This window comes from Cupriavidus sp. 96C5-1 (assembly GCF_057798855.1).
The window spans coordinates 185,789-203,083 of sequence record NZ_JBYOJU010000009.1 but is presented as its reverse complement, the minus strand read 5'-3'; the positions used below and the strand labels follow the sequence as shown (position 1 = coordinate 203,083).

Genomic DNA, 17,295 nt, shown 5'->3' with positions numbered 1-17,295 from the left:
AAATCGAGTAGGGTGAGGGGTCACCCCCTCAGCCCTCTCACACCACCGTACGTGCGGTTCCGCATACGGCGGTTCACAAGCGAGACTGCAGGCGCTGCTGGGTATCAAGCAGCGAGACCAGCCCCATGGCGTCGAAGTAGCGCTTATGGAACGCGGTGTTCATATGACTAGCCCCCGCATTCCACCATGGCCCATGACCATTGCGGGCCGAATGCCACGCGCGATCCTTCGTTAATCCCTGCCGACGCAGCATCACAGTGCGGGTAGCACGTCTCTTGGCCTGCCTCCATAGCAAGCAGCGCAGCCGTCGTCGCACCCACCCGTCCAGCGTCTCCAACACCCCTTTCGCTTCCGTGTATTGGAAGTACCCGATCCACCCGCGCAGCACCGGATTCAGCACTGCAATCGTATGGGCCAGGCTCCCCCCTCGCCCCGGACGCACCAACTCCCGTACCCGGGCCGTTAGCCTGCTTAGGCTTTCCGCCGCGATACGAAGCCGCGGCTGACGCTGCCCTGTCAGGCTGTAACCCAGGAACTTGCGCGCCCAAGGTCGTGCACACGCGCTCTTGCCCTCATTGACCCGCAGCTTCAGCCGCTCCTCCAGGAATGCTGTCATGCCGGCCAACAACTGCTGCCCTGCCGTCTCGCTGCGCACATAGACATTGCAGTCGTCCGCGTAACGACAGAACGCGAGGCCCCGCTTCTCCAGCTCACGGTCCCAATCCGTCAGCAGGATATTCGACAGCAACGGCGACAGCGGCCCGCCTTGCGGCGTGCCTTGCCTCCTTGCCTCGACCATCCCACCACGCATCAGCCCCGCTTCCAGATACCGCCGGATCAGCTTGAGCACCCGGACCTCCTTCACTTGCCGCGCCACCCGCGACATCAGGATGTCGTGGTTGACCCGGTCGAAGAACTTCTCCAGGTCGATGTCCACCACCCAGCGCCGGCCTTCCCGCACATACCGCTGTGCCTGCAAGACCGCCTGCTGAGCGCTGCGCCCCGGCCTGAAGCCGTAGCTCGACTCGGAGAATCCCGGCTCAAAGATCGGTTGGAGAACTTGCAGCAGCGCCTGCTGGATCAGCCGGTCCACCACCGTCGGGATGCCCAGTGTCCTCACCCCGCCCGCAGGCTTGGGGATCTCCACCGCGCGCACCGCCTGCGGGATGTATTGGCCGGTCAACAGCGCCACCTTGACGCTCGGCCAGTGCACCTTCAGCCAGTCGCGCAACGCCGTCACCGCCAGGGCATCCACCCCGGCCGCGCCGCCGTTGCTGACCACCTTCCGGTACGCCAGCCACATGTTGCCCTTCTCGACCACCGCCTCCATCAGCGATGGCGCCCGCGCTTTCGTTTGCCCGACAGCCGCCGTGCCAGCCTCCGCACCCCCATCGGCCCCAGGCAGGTTCCGCCTGCCGTCCTCCGCTGTGGGCTGCACTCGTTCGTGCATTTGGGCTTCGTCGGTAAGCATCGAGGTCTGTCGTCCTAATCGCGCTCGTTCATGTTCGGCCCTTCAGCGCCAACCGCTCGCCTACTATGGCCTCTGCTGACTTCTGCACCGCCATCCCGACGCCTCTCGACGTCGGTAGCACCATGGCAGCGGTGCAGATCTCCCCGGGTATGACGCACTCACCTTCATGCTTATGCCTGTCGGATTTACGCCGCATCGTTCCGTGCAAGTATTGGGCTTCAGCAATTACGGCTACCTCACCCCAATACGGCGCCTCGTATCCGCTTCCTGTTCGTCAGGCCAGCGCTTTGCCTCGGGCTTCCTTCAGACCCCCAGTCGCCCGGGGAACCCTTGCCTCTGGCTAACACTTCCCCTTGCCGGGTGTGTAAGGGACTTGCACCCTCAAGTGAGTGCGCCCTGCCGGGCGCACCGCAAAAAAACGCGGCTATACGGGCCGCGTTTTCTACATCCTGACCTCGATGGCGCAACGGCGCCCCGGGGCTCCTCAGCCGCCGCGGCTGGAAGGCGCCCCTGGCATGGCCTGGCCGTCGCGGTGCATCCGCTGCTCGTGCATCTTCATCATGCCGGCACGGATCTCGTCCATGGTCAGCTTGCCGTCGTGGTTGGTGTCCAGTTCGTCGAAATGCTTGGCCAGGCGAGGCATGGCCGCCTGCACTTCCTCCTTGGTCAGCGCGCCGTCGCCGTTCTTGTCGGCGGCCTTGAAGCGGGCTTCGAAGCGAGCCTGCATCTCGGCGCGGCGCTGTTCCATCATCGTCTTGCGGAAAGCGGCCAGTTCCGCCTTGTCGAGCTTGCCGTCGTGATTGGTGTCGATACGCTTGAACAAGGCGTCATACTCGGCCTTGGTGATGACACCGTCGTGGTTGGTATCCATCATCTTGAACCACATACCGCCGTGCTCGTGCCCATGCCACTTATGTTGATCCATGCCGGACTGCGGCGCCGGTGCCGGATCAGCGGCCTGGGCGAAAGCCGTGCCGCCGACTGCCAGGAACACCGCCGAAGCGGCCAGGAACTTCCGGATCGCACGTGTCTTGAGGGTGGCTTGCATGTCTTTGCTCCTTTTTCGTCTCAGTGGACTGGTAAGGATTAGAACGCAGGCCTGGCTGGAAAGTTGGTCTGGCTAATACGTTGTTACGCGGCTCACAGTTAGGGACGGCGGGCGTAAACCACTGAAAGCAACCGTAAGTGACTCCCTACGCCGCGCTACACGCCGGCGTCAGTCCTTGGCGGACATAGGCTCATGGGAGGCGCCACCGGCCGGCTGGGATAACGGTTCGGACTGGGATTGCGGCGGCGGCGCCGGTACGGGTACGGCCGGCACCGGCATCGGCGTGGATAGCGGCGCAGCGGCGCCGGCAGGCAACGCCGGCGCAGCCGCAGCCGCGCCGGCGACGGCAATGGCCGGAACCGGCAGCGCGATCTCCTGGCGCACGCCGTTGCGTTCGATCACCACGCCGCGGTCACGGATCTCCGTCAAACGGATCTGGGGCGACAGCGCGGTCCCCGCGCGCACCGCCTTGGGGGGACCGCCGTCCAGCGAGACAATGGCTGCGCCGGCACCGCTGCCGATGTCGGCGACCACGCCGATCAGTTGCACGTCGCGCACGCCGGACTGCACGTTACCGCCAAACAGCGTGCCGGCGGCGCCGGTCTCCACGGCCTCGGTCTGCGCCACGCGCGCCGTGCCGGGCAAGGGGATGGTCTTCATCGCGCTGAAGGCCAGCACCCAGCGGGTCGCAAGCGCGCACAGGGCGACGAACAGCAGGAGTCCGGCCAGTCGCGGCAGCCAGAGGCCAGAGAGATTGAAGCGAAGGGCAGGCCGCAAGGATAGTTGCACGAAGGTAGCTGCTGGGCATCAAAACGCCAAGCCTACCAGAGCCACATGACAACTGTCTGCCCCTCGCAAGCCGACGCGGCACGGGGCCGGTGCCCGAGAGGGCGGCACCCCGCCGCCGCCCCGGCAGCCGGATGCGGGTGAACATGCAGGCACCCGCTCACGAAGCCGTCATGAAGTGGCGGTTATACTGTTTGACCGACTGGATCGCCGCCCCGTGTACGACGAGCAGGAACGGCGGGCGATCCGCCAGATATTCCATAAGGCTAACCATGATGCGTAGGATCGTTGCCAACTTCTCCGACTCTTCCCGCCGCCTCGGCCGCCGCAGCGCCCGCGGCTTTACCCTGATCGAAATCATGGTCGTGATCGTGATCCTTGGCGTGCTGGCCGCGCTGGTGGTCCCGAAGATCATGAGCCGACCCGATGAAGCCCGCATCGTCGCCGCACGCCAGGACATCTCCTCCATCATGCAGGCGCTCAAGCTCTACCGTCTCGACAACAGCCGCTATCCCACCACCGAGCAGGGCCTCGCCGCGCTGGTGGCCAAGCCCACCACCGAGCCGATTCCCAACAACTGGAAGGGCGGTGGTTACCTGGAAAAACTGCCCAAGGATCCCTGGGGCCATCCCTACCAGTACCTGAACCCGGGCGTGCGCGGCGAGATCGACGTGTTCAGCTTTGGCGCAGACGGCCAGGCCGGCGGCACCGGCAACGACGCCGATATCGGCAACTGGGAATAAGGAACCATCGGCAATGCTGGCCGGGCGCGCAACCATCGACACCTGGCCGCAGGCGCGGCCACGCGCGCCCGGCAGCCGCGGCTTTACCCTGCTGGAACTGCTGGTGGTGATGGTGATCGCCGGCATCGTGATCTCGCTGGTGGCCGTCAATGCCTCCCCCAATGAGCGTGGCCGCGTACTGGATGACGGGCAACGCATCGCGCGGCTCTTCGAGCTGGCGCAGGAGGAGGCCCAGTTGCGGGCCCGGCCGATCGCCTGGGAGGCCGACGCCGGCGGCTGGCGCTTCCTGGAAGGCACGCCCGCCGGCTGGACCGCCCTGACCCGCGATGTATTCGCCCCCACCCGCTGGCGCCTGCAACTCGACAGCGTGGCGGTGACCGAAGGCGGAAGCGGCAACAAGGGCGCGCGCCTGGTGTTCGGGCGCGAACCGATCGACGGCCCCCAGCGCGTGGTGCTGGTGCGCGGCGACATCCGCGTCGACGTGACCGGCGACGGCTCCGGCCGCTACTTCGCCAGCATGCAATGAGGTTGCACCTGCCATTGCGCCGGCGTTCCCCCCGCGCACCCTCCCCATCGCCGCGCCAGGCCGCGCGCGGCTTCACGCTGATCGAAGTGCTGGTCGCCCTGACCATCCTGGCCGTGGCGCTGACCGCCGCCATGCGCGCGATGGGATCGATGATCGAGGCGGGATCCGCCCTGCAGACCCGCATGCTGGCCGAGTGGAGCGCCGAGAACCATCTCTCCACGCTGCGCCTGTCCAAGACCTGGCCCGAACCGGGCACGCGCGGCTACGCCTGTCCGCAAGGCGGCATCGAGCTGTATTGCGAAGAATCCGTGTCGAGCACGCCCAATCCCTCTTTCCGCCGCGTCGAGATTGCGGTCTACCCGTCCGGCGCCGACAAATCCGTGCGCCTGGCCTGGCTCGTCACCATCGTTCCCAATGAAACGCGCAACCTGCTCTGAACGGCCTTGCAACGCCGTCGCCACGCGCGGCTTCACGTTGCTGGAAATGCTGGTGGCCATCACCTTGCTCGCGGTGATCGCCGTGATCGCGTGGCGCGGGCTGGATGCGATGATACGCGGCCGGGAGCGCCTGACCGACCACGATAGCCGCCTCAACACACTGAAGCTGCTATATGGCCAGTTCCAGGCCGACTGCGAACATCTCTCCAGCCCGGCGCTGCTGCAGCGCAGCCCTGTCGAGCTCGGCAACGGCCAGTTGCTGATGGTGCGCGACCGCCGCGACGAGGGCCGCCCGACGCAGTGGCAAGTGGTCGCCTACCGTCTCGACGGCAATACCGTGGTACGCGCGGCCAGCCCGCCGGCCGACAACCGTAGCGCCGTGCAGGCAGCCTTGATCGCGCTGCGCCAGCCCGACAGCGGCGGCAACCTGGCGCGGGCGCTGGTCGGCGATGCCCAGAGCCTGTCGGCGCGCACCTGGATCGAGCCCGGCGGCTGGCAGACCGAGAACGGCCGCATCGCCGCCATCCTGCTCAGCGGCAATGCCAGCGCCAGCGCGGCGGCAGCCTCGGGGGCCAGCGCGAGCCTCGGCGTGGCCACCACGGCCGTGCGCGCGATCGAGCTGACCCTGACGGCGCGCATGGGCGACGGCGATACGCCGCGGCGCTTCCAGAAAATCTGCATGACCGGCCTATGAGCAGCAAGCACCCTGCCACCCGCCACGCCTTGCGTGCACCCAGGCGCCGCCGCCAGCGCGGTGCCGCCGTGGTGACTGCGCTCCTGGTGGTGACGCTGGCCGTGGTCGTGGTCTCCGGCATGCTGTGGCGCCAGCAGGTACAGATCCGCTCGATCGAGAACCAGCGCCTGCTGGCCCAGGCGGCCTGGATCGAACGCGCCGCGGTGGACTGGGCCCGCCTGATCCTGCGTGACGACCAGCGCCGCACCAGCGTGGACCAGCTGGGCGAGCCCTGGGCCGTACCGATCGCCGAGACCCGCCTGTCCGACTTCCTCGGCGCCGCGCTGCGTACCGACCAGGATGGCGAGACCTCCTTCCTGTCGGGCCGCATCCTCGACGCGCAGGCACGCTTCAACCTCACCAACCTCGTGCTGTGGACCGCCAGCGAATCGCAGGGCCGGATCGCCACCGTCGATACCGCCAGCCTGGAGGTCTATCGCCGCCTGCTGCAGACGCTGGGCCTGAACGCAGCGCTGGCCGACCCGACCGCGCGCTACCTTGTCAGCGCGGCCGGCGGCGGCAGCGACAGCCAGCGCGGGCTGCGCGCGCCGGATGACACACGCGACCTGCTCGCCATCCCGGGCTACACGCCGGAAATCGTGGAGATCCTCACCCCCTTTGTCGACGTGTTGCCCGAGCGCACCCTGGTCAATGCCAATACCGCCGACGCGGAAGTGCTGGCGGCGGTGATCGACAAACTGCCGCTGGACCGCGCCCGCGAACTGGTGCGCCAGCGCGACCGCGCCTATTTCAACAACGTGGGCGACGTGCAGACGCAACTGCGCACGCTGGCGCCGCAGGCCGACCCCAACACCGCCACCGGCACGCTCGACGTACGCAGCCATTACTTCCTGATCTACGGGCTGATCCGCCACGAGCGCGCCAGCCGCATGCAGGTCTCGCTGGTCTACCGTGGCGAAGTGCTGGGCAACGCCAACACCACCCGGGTGGTGTGGGTACGCGACATCGACCGCATGCCCCAGCAGCGCTAGCCCGCAACCCCTCGCCGGACTGGCTGCGCCGGCTGGCGGGATTTGGGATGATGCTGCCGGATCGCCCCGGGGGATACGGGTAAAGTCTGGCGGGTAACGGAAGCCCTCGACGCCCCGCAAACGTCTCCCCGCGGGCATCGCGGGCGTTTGAGACTCAGCTTCAGACAGATACGTATTGACGCCATTTCGTCACACAGGCAAGGTATGCTCCGGCCCGGCGGAAGCGGTAGTCCAAGGACCCGTGCGCCCGCCTGTCCTGGCCACCGGCCGTTTTGCAGCCGGCGTCTGTCATGCATGCGGCGCGGTCCGCTGCACAGGTCACCCGCCTCCCGCTATCGTTCATTGACGCCGTAGTTGGCGCTGTAGCAAGGAAACCTTGAGCACCACCCTGTACGTCCGCCTGCCGCACCGGCCGCATGACCAGCCTCAACCCTGGCATTTCGGCGCCCTGCCGTTTGCGCTGGTGCGCACGGCCGTCGCCGACCGCGGCCGCCGGCATGGCCCGCAGGCGGCCCCCCAGCTGTTGCGCGAAGGCCACGCCCCGATCGCCGAACTGCCCGCCGCCGAGCGCCTGGTCCTGATCATGGCAGCCAGCGACGTGCTGCTGACCGGCGCCGTGGTGCCGCCGCTGGCGCCGGCACGGCTCAAGCTCGCGCTGCCGAACCTGGTCGAGGACGTGCTCGCCACCGACGCCCAGCCCTGTCACATCGCCGTGGGTCCCGCCCTCGATGCGCTGCCGGGCAAAGCCGCCGCCGCTTCCCGCCGGCGCTTGCTGATGGTGGCCGACCGCGCCTGGCTGCGCGCCGTGCTGGACGCCTTCGCCGAACATCGGCACCGCCGCCGCCATGTGCTGCCGGCGCAGTTATGCCTGCCGCTGCCTCAAGCCGCGGCGCCCTCGGCGCTGGCGGGCACCGCCGCCGCCGGCGCCGATGCGCCCGCCGCATCGGACACGGACATGGCCGCCATGGCGGCCCTGGCACTGGAAGCCGCCACCCCGACAGCGTCCCCCCTGTTTGAAGCGGAGGGCGTACCGGCGCCGGCCGGACTGCCCGGCTACTGGCAGTTGACCGTGCGCAGCGGCGAGCACGCCGGTTATGGCCTGCTGCTCGGCGACGATGCGCTCAAGGCCTGGCAAGGACTCGCCCCCGCCGGCGACTGGTACGCCTCGCCGGCGGCGATGACGCAGGCGGCGCCCCAGGGTGCGCGCCCGCTCGACTGGCGGGTGTGGATCGACGGTGCGCAGGCCACCCTGCGCGACCCCTCGCTCGACCTGGCGCAATTCGAATTCGCCCAGGGCCGGGCCGATCGCTGGAACCTGGCGGCGTGGCGCCTGCCGCTGGCGCTGGCGGCGGCCCTGCTCGTGGTGCAGCTGATCGGCATGAACGTCCACTGGCTGATGCTGCGCCAGGAAGAAAAACGCCTGGTGGCCGGACAGGAACAGACGCTGCGCAGCGCCTTTCCTCAGATCCCTGTGGTGATCGACCCGCCACTGCAGATGCAACGCCAGGTCGACCAGCTTCGCCTGGCCAGCGGGCGCAGCACGCCGGACGACTTCCTGCCGCTGGCGGACCGCTTCGGCCAGGCCGCGCACCAGCTCGCGCCGGACGCGCTGCTCGCGCTCGAATACCGTGGCCGCACCCTGTTCGCCACCCTCAAGCCCGGCACCGACACCGACGCGCTGCGTAACGCGGCGCGCCAATCGGGGCTGGCGATGGAAGAAGACAAGAGCCCGCCCGACGCCTCGCGCGGCAATGCACCAGCCGGCACGCGCTGGTCGATCAAGCCCAGCCTGTAAGCGCGGACCGCCAAGTGAACCTGATGAAAAACACCGCCTCGAAGCCCGGCCCCGGCGCCTCCCAGCGCAGCCCGGGTGGCCGCGCGCGCGCCTTCGACCGGCTGGCGCGCCTGCGGCCGCGGGTGCCGCGGCGCTGGCAGGAGCGCTTCGATGCGTTCTGGTCGGCGCGCAACCCGCGCGAACAGGCCATCCTGGCCGGTGGCGGCGCCATGCTGGCGCTGGTGATCGGCTACACCGTCCTGTGGGAACCCGCCGCCGACGGCCGCGCCAGGCTGCAACGCAGCCTGCCGCAGTTGCGCACCGACCTGGCCGCCATGGAAACGCTGGCGCAGGAAGCGCGTGGCCTGGCTGCCAGCCCGGCCCCGTCGCTACGCGGCGAGGCGCTGACGCAGGCGCTGCAGGAAAGCCTCGCCCAGCACGGCCTCAAGCCCACGCGCCTGGCAGGCACCGGCGACAACAGCGTGCAGCTCCAGCTCGACAAGGTGCCGTTCGGCGCGGTGGCAGCCTGGCTGCAGGACGTGCGCCAGCAGCAGCGCCTCAAGGTGATCGAGACCCGCATCGTCTACGTGGGCGCCACCGCCATGGTCAATGTCACAGCCACCCTGCAAGGTCCCGGCAACAGCCCGGGCGGGCGCGGCTGATGGCACGCCTGGAAGCCCTCCGGCTGGTCCGCCGCCGCAGCGCCCGCCCTGGTGGCGGCTGGCGGCGCCTGGGCTGGATTGCGCTCGGCGGCGTCACCGTGGCATTGACGATGCTGGCGGCCTTTCCCGCGGCATGGATCGCGGACGGCATCGCCAGCCAGAGCCAGCGCCGCGTGCTTCTGGCCGATGCCGATGGCTCCCTGTGGAACGGCAGCGCCACCCTCGCCCTGTCGGCCGGCGCGGGCAGCGAGACGGCCACCGTGCTGCCCGGCCGGCTGCAATGGTCGGTGGCGTTCTGGCCGTTGCTGACCGGCACCCTGCGCGTGGTCGTCACGCACTCGGAGGCCATGAGCGGCCCGGTAGCCCTGGCGGTGACACCGCTCGGCTGGACCGTGCAGGCTGGCGCCATCCGCCTGCCCGCGTCCCTGCTCGAGGGCGTCGGCGCGCCGTTCAATACCTTGCGGCCCGACGGACTGATGCGCATCGACTGGTCCGCGCTGCAAGGCCGCTTCTTCGGCCGGGCCGGGGAACCGGGCGCTGCCGGCCCGAACGGGCACCTGACGCTGCGCCTCGACCAGATTTCATCGGCCGTCAGCCGGCTGCGCCCGCTTGGCAGCTACCGTGCCGAGATCGACTGGACCGGAGCCGAGGGCAAGCTGGAACTGACCACCCTCGCGGGGCCGCTGCATCTGCAAGGCAGCGGCACCCTGGGCCGCCAGGCGCGCTTCGAGGGCACGGCCAACGCCGACCCCGACGCCGCCACGCAATTGGTAGGCCTGTTGAGCCTGCTGGGACGACGTGAGGACAATGTGACACGGCTGCGCTTCTGACCCCGGCGGCCGGTGCAACCCCTTTGCGCCGCCGCCCGCAGCCCCGGACCGAATATGAAAACCCAAGCCCTTCGACCTTCGCTCAAGACCCGCTGCGCCCGCGCCACCGCGCTGCTGTGCGGCCTCTCCCTGCTGGCGCCGGCGCCGCTATGGGCCCAGCAACCGAGCCAGCCTGCGGCTCGCCCCGGCCAGCCGCCCGACCTGACCCCGCGCAACCGGGACCAGGTCGTGCTCAACTTCGTCAATGCCGATCTCGATTCGGTGGTGAAGGCGGTGGGTCAGGCCACCGGCAAGAACTTCGTGATCGATCCGCGCGTCAAGGGCACGGTGAACCTGGTGACCGAGCAGCCGGTGTCGCGCTCGCAGGCGCTGGAGACACTGGGCTCGGTGCTGCGCATGCAGGGCTACGCGATGGTCGAGAGCAATGGCTTCACCAAAGTGGTGCCGGAAGCCGACGCCAAGCTGCAAGGCTCCCCGATCGTGATCGGGGAGGGCCGGTCGCGCGGCGACCAGGTGGTGACGCAGGTGTTCCGTCTCAACTACGAGTCGGCCAACAACCTGGTGCCGGTGCTGCGGCCGATGATCGCGCCCAACAACACCATCACCGCCTATCCCGGCAACAACACGCTGGTCATCACCGACTACGCCGAGAACCTGCAGCGCATGGCGCGCATCATCGCCGCCATCGATGCGCCCGCCACCGGCGAGATCGAACTGGTGCCGCTCAAGAACGCCATCGCCAGCGATACCGCGCAGGTGCTGCAAAAGCTGCTGGACCCGGGTGCTGCCGGTGGCGCCGGTGGCGGCGCGGCCGGCGTCGATGCCAGCCTGCGTACCACGGTGGTGGCAGAACCGCGCAGCAATTCGCTGATGATCCGGGCCTCCAGCCGGGCGCGCCTGCAGCAGGCCCGCCAGCTGATCGAGCGGCTCGACCAGCCCTACGCGCGGCCGGGCAATATCTGGGTGGTGCCGCTGAAAAACGCCGAAGCCACCAAGCTGGCACAGACGCTGCGCGCCATCGTGGCAGCCGACAGCTCCTTCAACACCAGCCAGGCCGGCACACCGGGCGCCGCCGGCGCCACCGGCAACACCGGGCTGCTCAACACATCGACGCCGACCAGCGGCCAGTACACGGGCGGCACCACCGGCACCTCGCGCAGCGGCTCGGGCTCAGGCTTCGGCGCGGGCGGCGGCTCGGCCTTCTCGAACTCGTTCGCCGCCAACACGCTGCCGACCACGGGCGGCATCATCCAGGCGGACCCCGCCACCAACTCGCTGATCATCACGGCCAGCGAGCCCGTCTACCGCAACCTGCGCGCGGTGATCGAAGACCTCGACGCGCGCCGTGCCCAGGTCTATATCGAATCGATGATCGTGGAAGTGTCTTCCACCCAGACCGGCCAGCTCGGCATCCAGTGGCAAGGCCTGCTCAAATCGACCAGCAGCAACACCAACGTCTTTGCGGGCACCAATTTCGGCACCGGTGGCCAGAACATCATCAACCTGACCGGCGCCGCCGCCGCCATCGCAAAAGATGGCACCGGGGCCATTTCCTCGGTCGCCTCGCTGGTGCCGGATGTGGCCGGCCTGAACCTCGGCATCGTCAACCGGGCCGTCGGCCTGGGCGCGCTGCTGCACGCGCTTGGCAGCGACGGCAGCGTCAACCTGCTGTCCACCCCGAACCTGATCACGCTGGAGAACGAGGAAGCCAAGATCCTGATCGGCCAGAACATCCCAGTCACCACCGGCTCCTACGCGCAAACCGGCGGCGCCGCGTCGGTCACGCCGTTCCAGACCTTCGACCGCAAGGACGTCGGTATCACGCTGCGGGTCAAGCCGCAGATCACCGACGGTGGCCTGGTCAAGATGCAGATCTACCAGGAGTCGTCGTCCGTGGTGCAAGGCACCGCCAGCCTGACCCAGGGCCCGACCACCAATGTGCGCTCGATCGAGACCAATGTGCTGGTGGACGACGGCCAGATCATTGTGCTGGGCGGCCTGATCGAAGACACCTACGGCGACGGCGTGCAGAAGGTACCGGGGCTGGGCGACCTGCCGCTGATCGGCGGCCTGTTCCGCTACGAGAACAAGAACCGCGGCAAGACCAACCTGCTGGTGTTCCTGCGCCCCTATGTCATGCGCACCGCCGGCGCCACCGACCGCCTGACGCAGGACCGCTACGACTATATGCGCACCCTGCAGCAAGGATTCACCTCGCCCAACATGATGCTGCGCGACACCAACACGCCGGTGCTGCCGCCGGCGGAAGCACCGGTGTCGCCCTTCGTCGACCCGCGCTCGCGCGGCCCGGTGCCGAGCCCGTTACCGCTGGAACAGACGCTGCCGCAAACGCAGCAGCAGCAGCAGCAAAGGCAGCCCCAGGCACGGTCGGGCAACGGCACGCCGCTGCCGCCGGGCGTCAGCCTCGGCAATGCAGCGGTGGACGCCGTCCGCCCGGTGAACTGAGACAGGCCATGGCAACGAGCATCGTCCCTGCCGCAGCGTCCGACGACGCGCTGGAGCCGCCCTCGACCATGGCCGCGCGACTGGTCACCTACGGCTTCGCACGCGAGGCCCGCCTGCTGATCGCGCACCAGCGCCCCGATGGCCTGGAAGTGTGGGTCAGCCGCGCCACCTCGCCCGCGGCGCTGGCCGAAGTGGCGCGCGTGCATGGGCCGCTGCGGCTGCGCGTGCTGGAACCCGAGGCACTCGAACTCGCCATGTCCGAGGCCTACAACCGCCAGGACAGCGGCAGCGCAGCGCAGGTGGTCGGCGAAGTGGAAGGCGAGGTCGACCTGTCGCGGCTGATGCAGGATATCCCCGCGGTGGAAGACCTGCTGGAATCCGAGGACGACGCGCCCATCATCCGCATGATCAATGCGCTGCTCACGCAGGCCGCGCGCGAGGGCGCTTCCGATATCCACATCGAGCCCTTCGAGACGTCCTCGGTGGTGCGCTTCCGCGTCGATGGCACGCTGCGCGACGTGGTGCGCCCGAAGAAGGCGCTGCACGGCGCGCTGATCTCCCGTATCAAGATCATGGCTCAGCTCGACATCGCGGAAAAGCGCCTGCCGCAGGACGGCCGCATCACGCTGCGCGTGGGCGGACGCCCGGTGGACGTGCGCGTCTCCACGCTGCCCACCGGCCACGGCGAGCGCGCGGTGCTGCGTCTGCTCGACAAGGAAGCCGGCCGCCTCGACCTGGCCAAGCTCGGCATGGCGCCGGGCACGCTGGGCGGCTTCGATCACCTGATCCGCCAGCCGCACGGCATCGTGCTGGTGACCGGGCCGACCGGCTCGGGCAAGACCACCACGCTGTACGCCGCGCTGTCGCGGCTCGATTCGCGCACCACCAACATCATGACGGTGGAGGACCCGATCGAGTACGATCTGGACGGCATCGGCCAGACCCAGGTCAACCCGCGCATCGACATGACCTTCGGCAAGGCGCTGCGGGCCATCCTGCGCCAGGATCCGGACGTGGTGATGATCGGCGAAATCCGCGACCTCGAAACCGCGCAGATCGCGGTGCAGGCCTCGCTGACCGGCCACCTGGTGCTGGCCACGCTGCACACCAACGATTCCGCTTCGGCCGTGACACGGCTGGTCGACATGGGCATCGAGCCCTTCCTGCTGTCGTCGTCGCTGCTCGGCGTGCTGGCGCAGCGGCTGGTGCGCCGGCTGTGCCAGCACTGCAAGCGCGAGGAAGTGATCGAAGTCACGCCCGAGGAAGCCGGCGCGCTGCTGGCGCAAGGCAAGCCGCTGCAGCGCGTGTGGCATGCGGCAGGCTGCGACAAATGCGGCCACTCGGGCTACCAGGGCCGCATGGGCGTGTACGAGCTGCTGACCGTGGATGACGAGATCCGCACCATGATCCACCGCCAGTCGGCCGAATCGGAGATCAAGAAGGTGGCGCTGGCGCGCGGCATGCACACCATGCGCGGCGATGCGCAGCGCTGGATCGACTCCGGCGCTACGGCGCTGGAAGAAGTCCTGCGCGTCACGCGCGACTGAAGGCGAGCCGCTCATGCCAGCCTATCGCTATGAAGCCGTTGACGCCGCCGGCAAGACCGACCGCGGGGTCATCGAAGCCGACAGTCCCAAGCAGGCCCGCGGCCAGTTGCGCTCGCGCGGCCTGACGCCGCTCAACGTCGATCCGCTGGCCGGTGTCGGCGGCGTGCAGAAAAGCAGCACCGCCGCCTTCGTGCGCCGTCTCTCCAGCCAGGAGCAATCGCTGTTCACGCGCCAGCTCGCCAGCCTGATCGTGGCCGGCCTGCCGCTCGACGAAGCGCTGGCGGCGCTGGCCGACCAGGCCGAGCGCAGCTATGTGCACGAACTGCTGGCCGGCATCCGCGCCGACGTGGTGGGCGGCAGCTCGCTGTCGGTGGCGCTGTTGCAGCACCCGCGCGATTTCCCCGATATCTACCGCGCGCTGGTGTCCGCCGGCGAGCACTCCGGCCACCTCGGCCTGGTGCTGGAAAAGCTGGCCGACTATATCGAGACGCGCAATACGCTGACCGCCAAGATCCGCCTGGCCTTCACCTACCCCGCCATCGTCACCGTGGTGGCCTTCGCCATCGTGATCTTCCTGCTGTCCTATGTGGTGCCGCAGGTGGTGAGCGTGTTCGCCAACACCAAGCAGAAGCTGCCGACGCTGACCATCATCATGCTGGCGCTGTCGGACTTCGTGCGCAACTGGTGGTGGGCGGCGCTGGGCGTGATCGTGGCTGTGAGCCTGGGGATACGCAGCCTGCTGCGGCAGCCCGGCGTGCGGCTGGAATGGCACCGCTGGCTGCTGACCGCGCCACTGGTCGGCAAGCTGATCCGCGGCTACAACACCGCCCGCTTCGCCAGCACGCTCGCCATCCTGGTGTCGGCCGGCGTACCCATCCTGCGCAGCCTGCAGGCGGCCGGCGAGACACTGACCAACCAGGCGCTCAAGGCCAATGTGGACGACGCCACCACGCGCGTGCGCGAAGGCGCCTCGCTGGCGCGCGCGCTGGCGGCGCAGAACCAGTTCCCGCCGGTGCTGGTACACCTGATCCGCTCCGGCGAAGCCACCGGCAACCTGCCGGTCATGCTGGAACGGGCGGCAACGGGCGAAGGCCAGGAACTGGAGCGCCGCACGATGTTCCTGACCAGCCTGCTGGAGCCCCTGCTGATCCTCAGCATGGGCGTGGTGGTGCTGCTGATCGTGCTGGCGGTGCTGATGCCGATCATCGAGATCAACCAGCTGGTGCGGTAGCGCGGAAAAAGAATCCGCGTTGTCCGGCGCGGCGCATTTGAAGCGCCCGCCCTCTCCCGCAAACGGGGGAGGAGAGCAAGCCGGCGGCAGCATGACCTTGTCCGCACCAAACTGAAACGGCGCCCGAAGGCGCCGTTTTTTCTACTGTCTACCACGCACCAGCCGAGGTGCCCTCTGCCTATTCAGCAGCCTTGGCCGTCTTCTTCGGCGCGCGCTTGCCAGGTGCAGCGGCGGCCGCCTTCTTGGCGGGCGCGGCCGCTTTCTTGGCGGGCGCGGCCTTCTTCGCCGGCGCCGCCTTCTTGGCAGGCGCGGCAGCCTTCTTGGCAGCAGGTGCGGCAGCCTTCTTGGCCGGAGCCTTGGCCTTGGCTTTCGGCTTCGCCTCGATTTCCGGCTCTACCGCATCGACCGCTTCGACGACCTCGACAGCTTCGACCACCTCGGTCGTGGGGACTACCTCAGCCACCTCGACCGGCTCGGCGACCACGACCACTTCAACCAGCTCGACCTCTTCGACCTCTTCAATTGCCTCCACCACCGGAGCGATCACCGTCGCGGATGGCGCCACGAAGATCGAGCGGTCGATCGGCCACGGCGTCTCGCTCAGCGTGACCTCGGGCTTGGGCGGCCTGCTGCGGCGGCGCGCTGCGTTGGTCGCGCCAGCATCGGCATCAACCTGCTGCTCGTCCACCTGCTCTGCATCATAGAAAGGCTCCTGCACCCGCTCGAGGGCATCCAGCGGATCGACCACGAACGAAGGCACGGTTTCACTTGCCGGAGCCTGGAAAACGTGTTCAGGCACCGGTGCGGGCAGGACGGGCAGCGCAGGCTGCTGCGCCGGCATCGGCCGCGATCCGTGCGGCTGCTGGGAGGCATGGCGATCGCCGCCTTGACGGCCGTCGCCGCGCCGGTTGTCGCCACGACGGCTTTCGCGCCGCTCGCGGCCTTCGCGGTTCTCGCCCTGGCGGTTCTCGCCCTGACGGCTTTCGCCCTGACGGCTTTCGCCCTGGCGGCCCTCGCCCTGGCGGCTTTCGCTCTGGCGGCTTTCGCCCTGACGGCTTTCGCCCTGGCGGCCCTCGCCCTGGCGGCCCTCGCCCTGGCGGCTTTCGCCCTGGCGGCCCTCGCCCTGGCGGTTCTCGCCCTGACGGCTTTCGCCCTGGCGGCTTTCGCCCTGGCGATGCTCAACCAGACGGCTCTCGCCCTCGCCCGACTTCGCGCGGCGCTTCAGGCGCACCCACAGCGTCTTGTTGTTGCCGCCGTTGCGGGTCTCGACTTCGAACAGGCCGGTCGCGGCCACCAGTTCGGAGAGCTTGCCGTAGCCGTAGTTGCGCGAGTCGAATTCCGGCGCCTGCTTGGCGATATGGTTGCCCATGCCGCCGAGCGTGGACCAGCCCTCTTCGTCCGAGACGGCCTGCGAGGCACTTTGCAGCAGGCGCACCAGGCGCGAGTCCTGGCGCAGTTCGCCGCTGTTGCGCTTGCGCGCCGGGGCGGCGGCGCCGTCGGATTCCGCATCGGCGTCGGCATCGCTGTCCGCGCGCAGCACGTCGGCGAAGATGAACTTGTCGCAGGCGGTGACAAAGGGCTTGGGCGTCTTGCGCTCGCCGAAGCCATACACCGTCAGGCCCTGCTCGCGGATGCGCGAGGCCAGGCGGGTGAAGTCGCTGTCGCTGGAGACGATGCAGAAGCCGTCGAAACGCCCGGTGTAGAGCAGGTCCATCGCGTCGATGATCATCGCGCTGTCGGTGGCGTTCTTGCCTACCGTGTAGCGGAACTGCTGGATCGGCTGGATGGAATGCGAGAGCAGTCGCTCCTTCCAGCTGGCCAGGTTGGGCTTGGTCCAGTCGCCGTAGATGCGCTTGACGGCGGCCACGCCGTATTTGGCGACTTCGGCCAGCAGGCCTTCGACGATGGCGGGCGCCGCGTTGTCGGCGTCGATCAGCACGGCCAGGGTCGCTGTGCCCTGGCGGGAAGAAATGGTCATGTTGGGGTCCTGGAGGCCGGATTGACCTCGGGTGGGGCGGGTTGCACCGCGGCGGCATCCCTTGGGATATG

The 17,295-nt window shown here is 68.7% G+C and carries 14 protein-coding genes and 1 pseudogene; 11 read left to right on the top strand and 4 right to left on the bottom strand.

Features of this window, described 5'->3' with window-relative positions:
- Positions 1-73: 73 nt before the first annotated feature.
- The 3 genes from ltrA to AC3FOF_RS13640 form a co-directional block, all read right to left on the bottom strand.
- Positions 74-1,471: a group II intron reverse transcriptase/maturase gene (gene ltrA / locus AC3FOF_RS13650; RefSeq protein ID WP_276268756.1), complete on the bottom strand. Its 1,398-nt coding sequence runs from the start codon at positions 1,469-1,471 to the stop codon at positions 74-76.
- A gap of 484 nt (positions 1,472-1,955) precedes the next feature.
- Positions 1,956-2,519: an EF-hand domain-containing protein gene (locus AC3FOF_RS13645; RefSeq protein ID WP_017224047.1), complete on the bottom strand. Its 564-nt coding sequence runs from the start codon at positions 2,517-2,519 to the stop codon at positions 1,956-1,958.
- Between the two features lie 168 nt (positions 2,520-2,687).
- Positions 2,688-3,308: a type II secretion system protein N gene (locus tag AC3FOF_RS13640; RefSeq protein WP_488726883.1), complete on the bottom strand. Its 621-nt coding sequence runs from the start codon at positions 3,306-3,308 to the stop codon at positions 2,688-2,690.
- A gap of 272 nt (positions 3,309-3,580) precedes the next feature.
- Here AC3FOF_RS13640 and gspG point away from each other — a divergent pair, with 272 nt between their 5' ends.
- From gspG to gspF, 11 genes are all read left to right on the top strand, one after another.
- Positions 3,581-4,048 carry a type II secretion system major pseudopilin GspG gene (gene gspG, locus AC3FOF_RS13635; protein ID WP_035807222.1) on the top strand — a complete coding sequence of 156 codons (468 nt, stop codon included), beginning with the start codon at positions 3,581-3,583 and terminating at the stop codon, positions 4,046-4,048.
- A gap of 13 nt (positions 4,049-4,061) precedes the next feature.
- Positions 4,062-4,574, top strand: a complete 513-nt coding sequence (locus AC3FOF_RS13630; RefSeq protein ID WP_017224926.1) for a GspH/FimT family pseudopilin — start codon at positions 4,062-4,064, stop codon at positions 4,572-4,574.
- Entirely contained in the window at positions 4,571-5,011 is a 441-nt protein-coding gene (gspI, locus tag AC3FOF_RS13625) for a type II secretion system minor pseudopilin GspI (protein WP_017224927.1), read from the top strand. Before AC3FOF_RS13630 ends, gspI begins: the two co-directional genes overlap by 4 nt.
- Positions 4,989-5,705, top strand: coding sequence for a PulJ/GspJ family protein (locus tag AC3FOF_RS13620; RefSeq protein ID WP_488726882.1), 717 nt, complete (start codon positions 4,989-4,991; stop codon positions 5,703-5,705). Before gspI ends, AC3FOF_RS13620 begins: the two co-directional genes overlap by 23 nt.
- Positions 5,702-6,736 (top strand): type II secretion system minor pseudopilin GspK, encoded by a 1,035-nt coding sequence (gene gspK, locus AC3FOF_RS13615; protein WP_276269100.1) that lies wholly within the window; start codon positions 5,702-5,704, stop codon positions 6,734-6,736. Before AC3FOF_RS13620 ends, gspK begins: the two co-directional genes overlap by 4 nt.
- Before the next feature lie 376 nt (positions 6,737-7,112).
- Positions 7,113-8,531 carry a type II secretion system protein GspL gene (gene gspL / locus AC3FOF_RS13610; RefSeq protein WP_488726881.1) on the top strand — a complete coding sequence of 473 codons (1,419 nt, stop codon included), beginning with the start codon at positions 7,113-7,115 and terminating at the stop codon, positions 8,529-8,531.
- Positions 8,532-8,554: 23 nt separating this feature from the next.
- Entirely contained in the window at positions 8,555-9,172 is a 618-nt protein-coding gene (locus AC3FOF_RS13605; RefSeq protein WP_430869714.1) for a type II secretion system protein M, read from the top strand.
- Positions 9,172-10,002 (top strand): type II secretion system protein N, encoded by an 831-nt coding sequence (locus AC3FOF_RS13600; RefSeq protein ID WP_276269097.1) that lies wholly within the window; start codon positions 9,172-9,174, stop codon positions 10,000-10,002. Before AC3FOF_RS13605 ends, AC3FOF_RS13600 begins: the two co-directional genes overlap by 1 nt.
- Positions 10,003-10,056: 54 nt before the next feature.
- Positions 10,057-12,468 carry a type II secretion system secretin GspD gene (gene gspD / locus AC3FOF_RS13595; RefSeq protein ID WP_488726880.1) on the top strand — a complete coding sequence of 804 codons (2,412 nt, stop codon included), beginning with the start codon at positions 10,057-10,059 and terminating at the stop codon, positions 12,466-12,468.
- A gap of 8 nt (positions 12,469-12,476) precedes the next feature.
- Positions 12,477-14,015, top strand: a complete 1,539-nt coding sequence (gene gspE, locus AC3FOF_RS13590) for a type II secretion system ATPase GspE (RefSeq protein ID WP_276269095.1) — start codon at positions 12,477-12,479, stop codon at positions 14,013-14,015.
- 13 nt (positions 14,016-14,028) lie between these two features.
- Positions 14,029-15,246, top strand: a complete 1,218-nt coding sequence (gspF, locus tag AC3FOF_RS13585; protein ID WP_017229911.1) for a type II secretion system inner membrane protein GspF — start codon at positions 14,029-14,031, stop codon at positions 15,244-15,246.
- A gap of 1,191 nt (positions 15,247-16,437) precedes the next feature.
- Here gspF and AC3FOF_RS13580 read toward each other — a convergent pair.
- Positions 16,438-17,224: pseudogene (locus AC3FOF_RS13580) on the bottom strand (NYN domain-containing protein); the annotation flags it as partial.
- Positions 17,225-17,295: the final 71 nt, after the last annotated feature.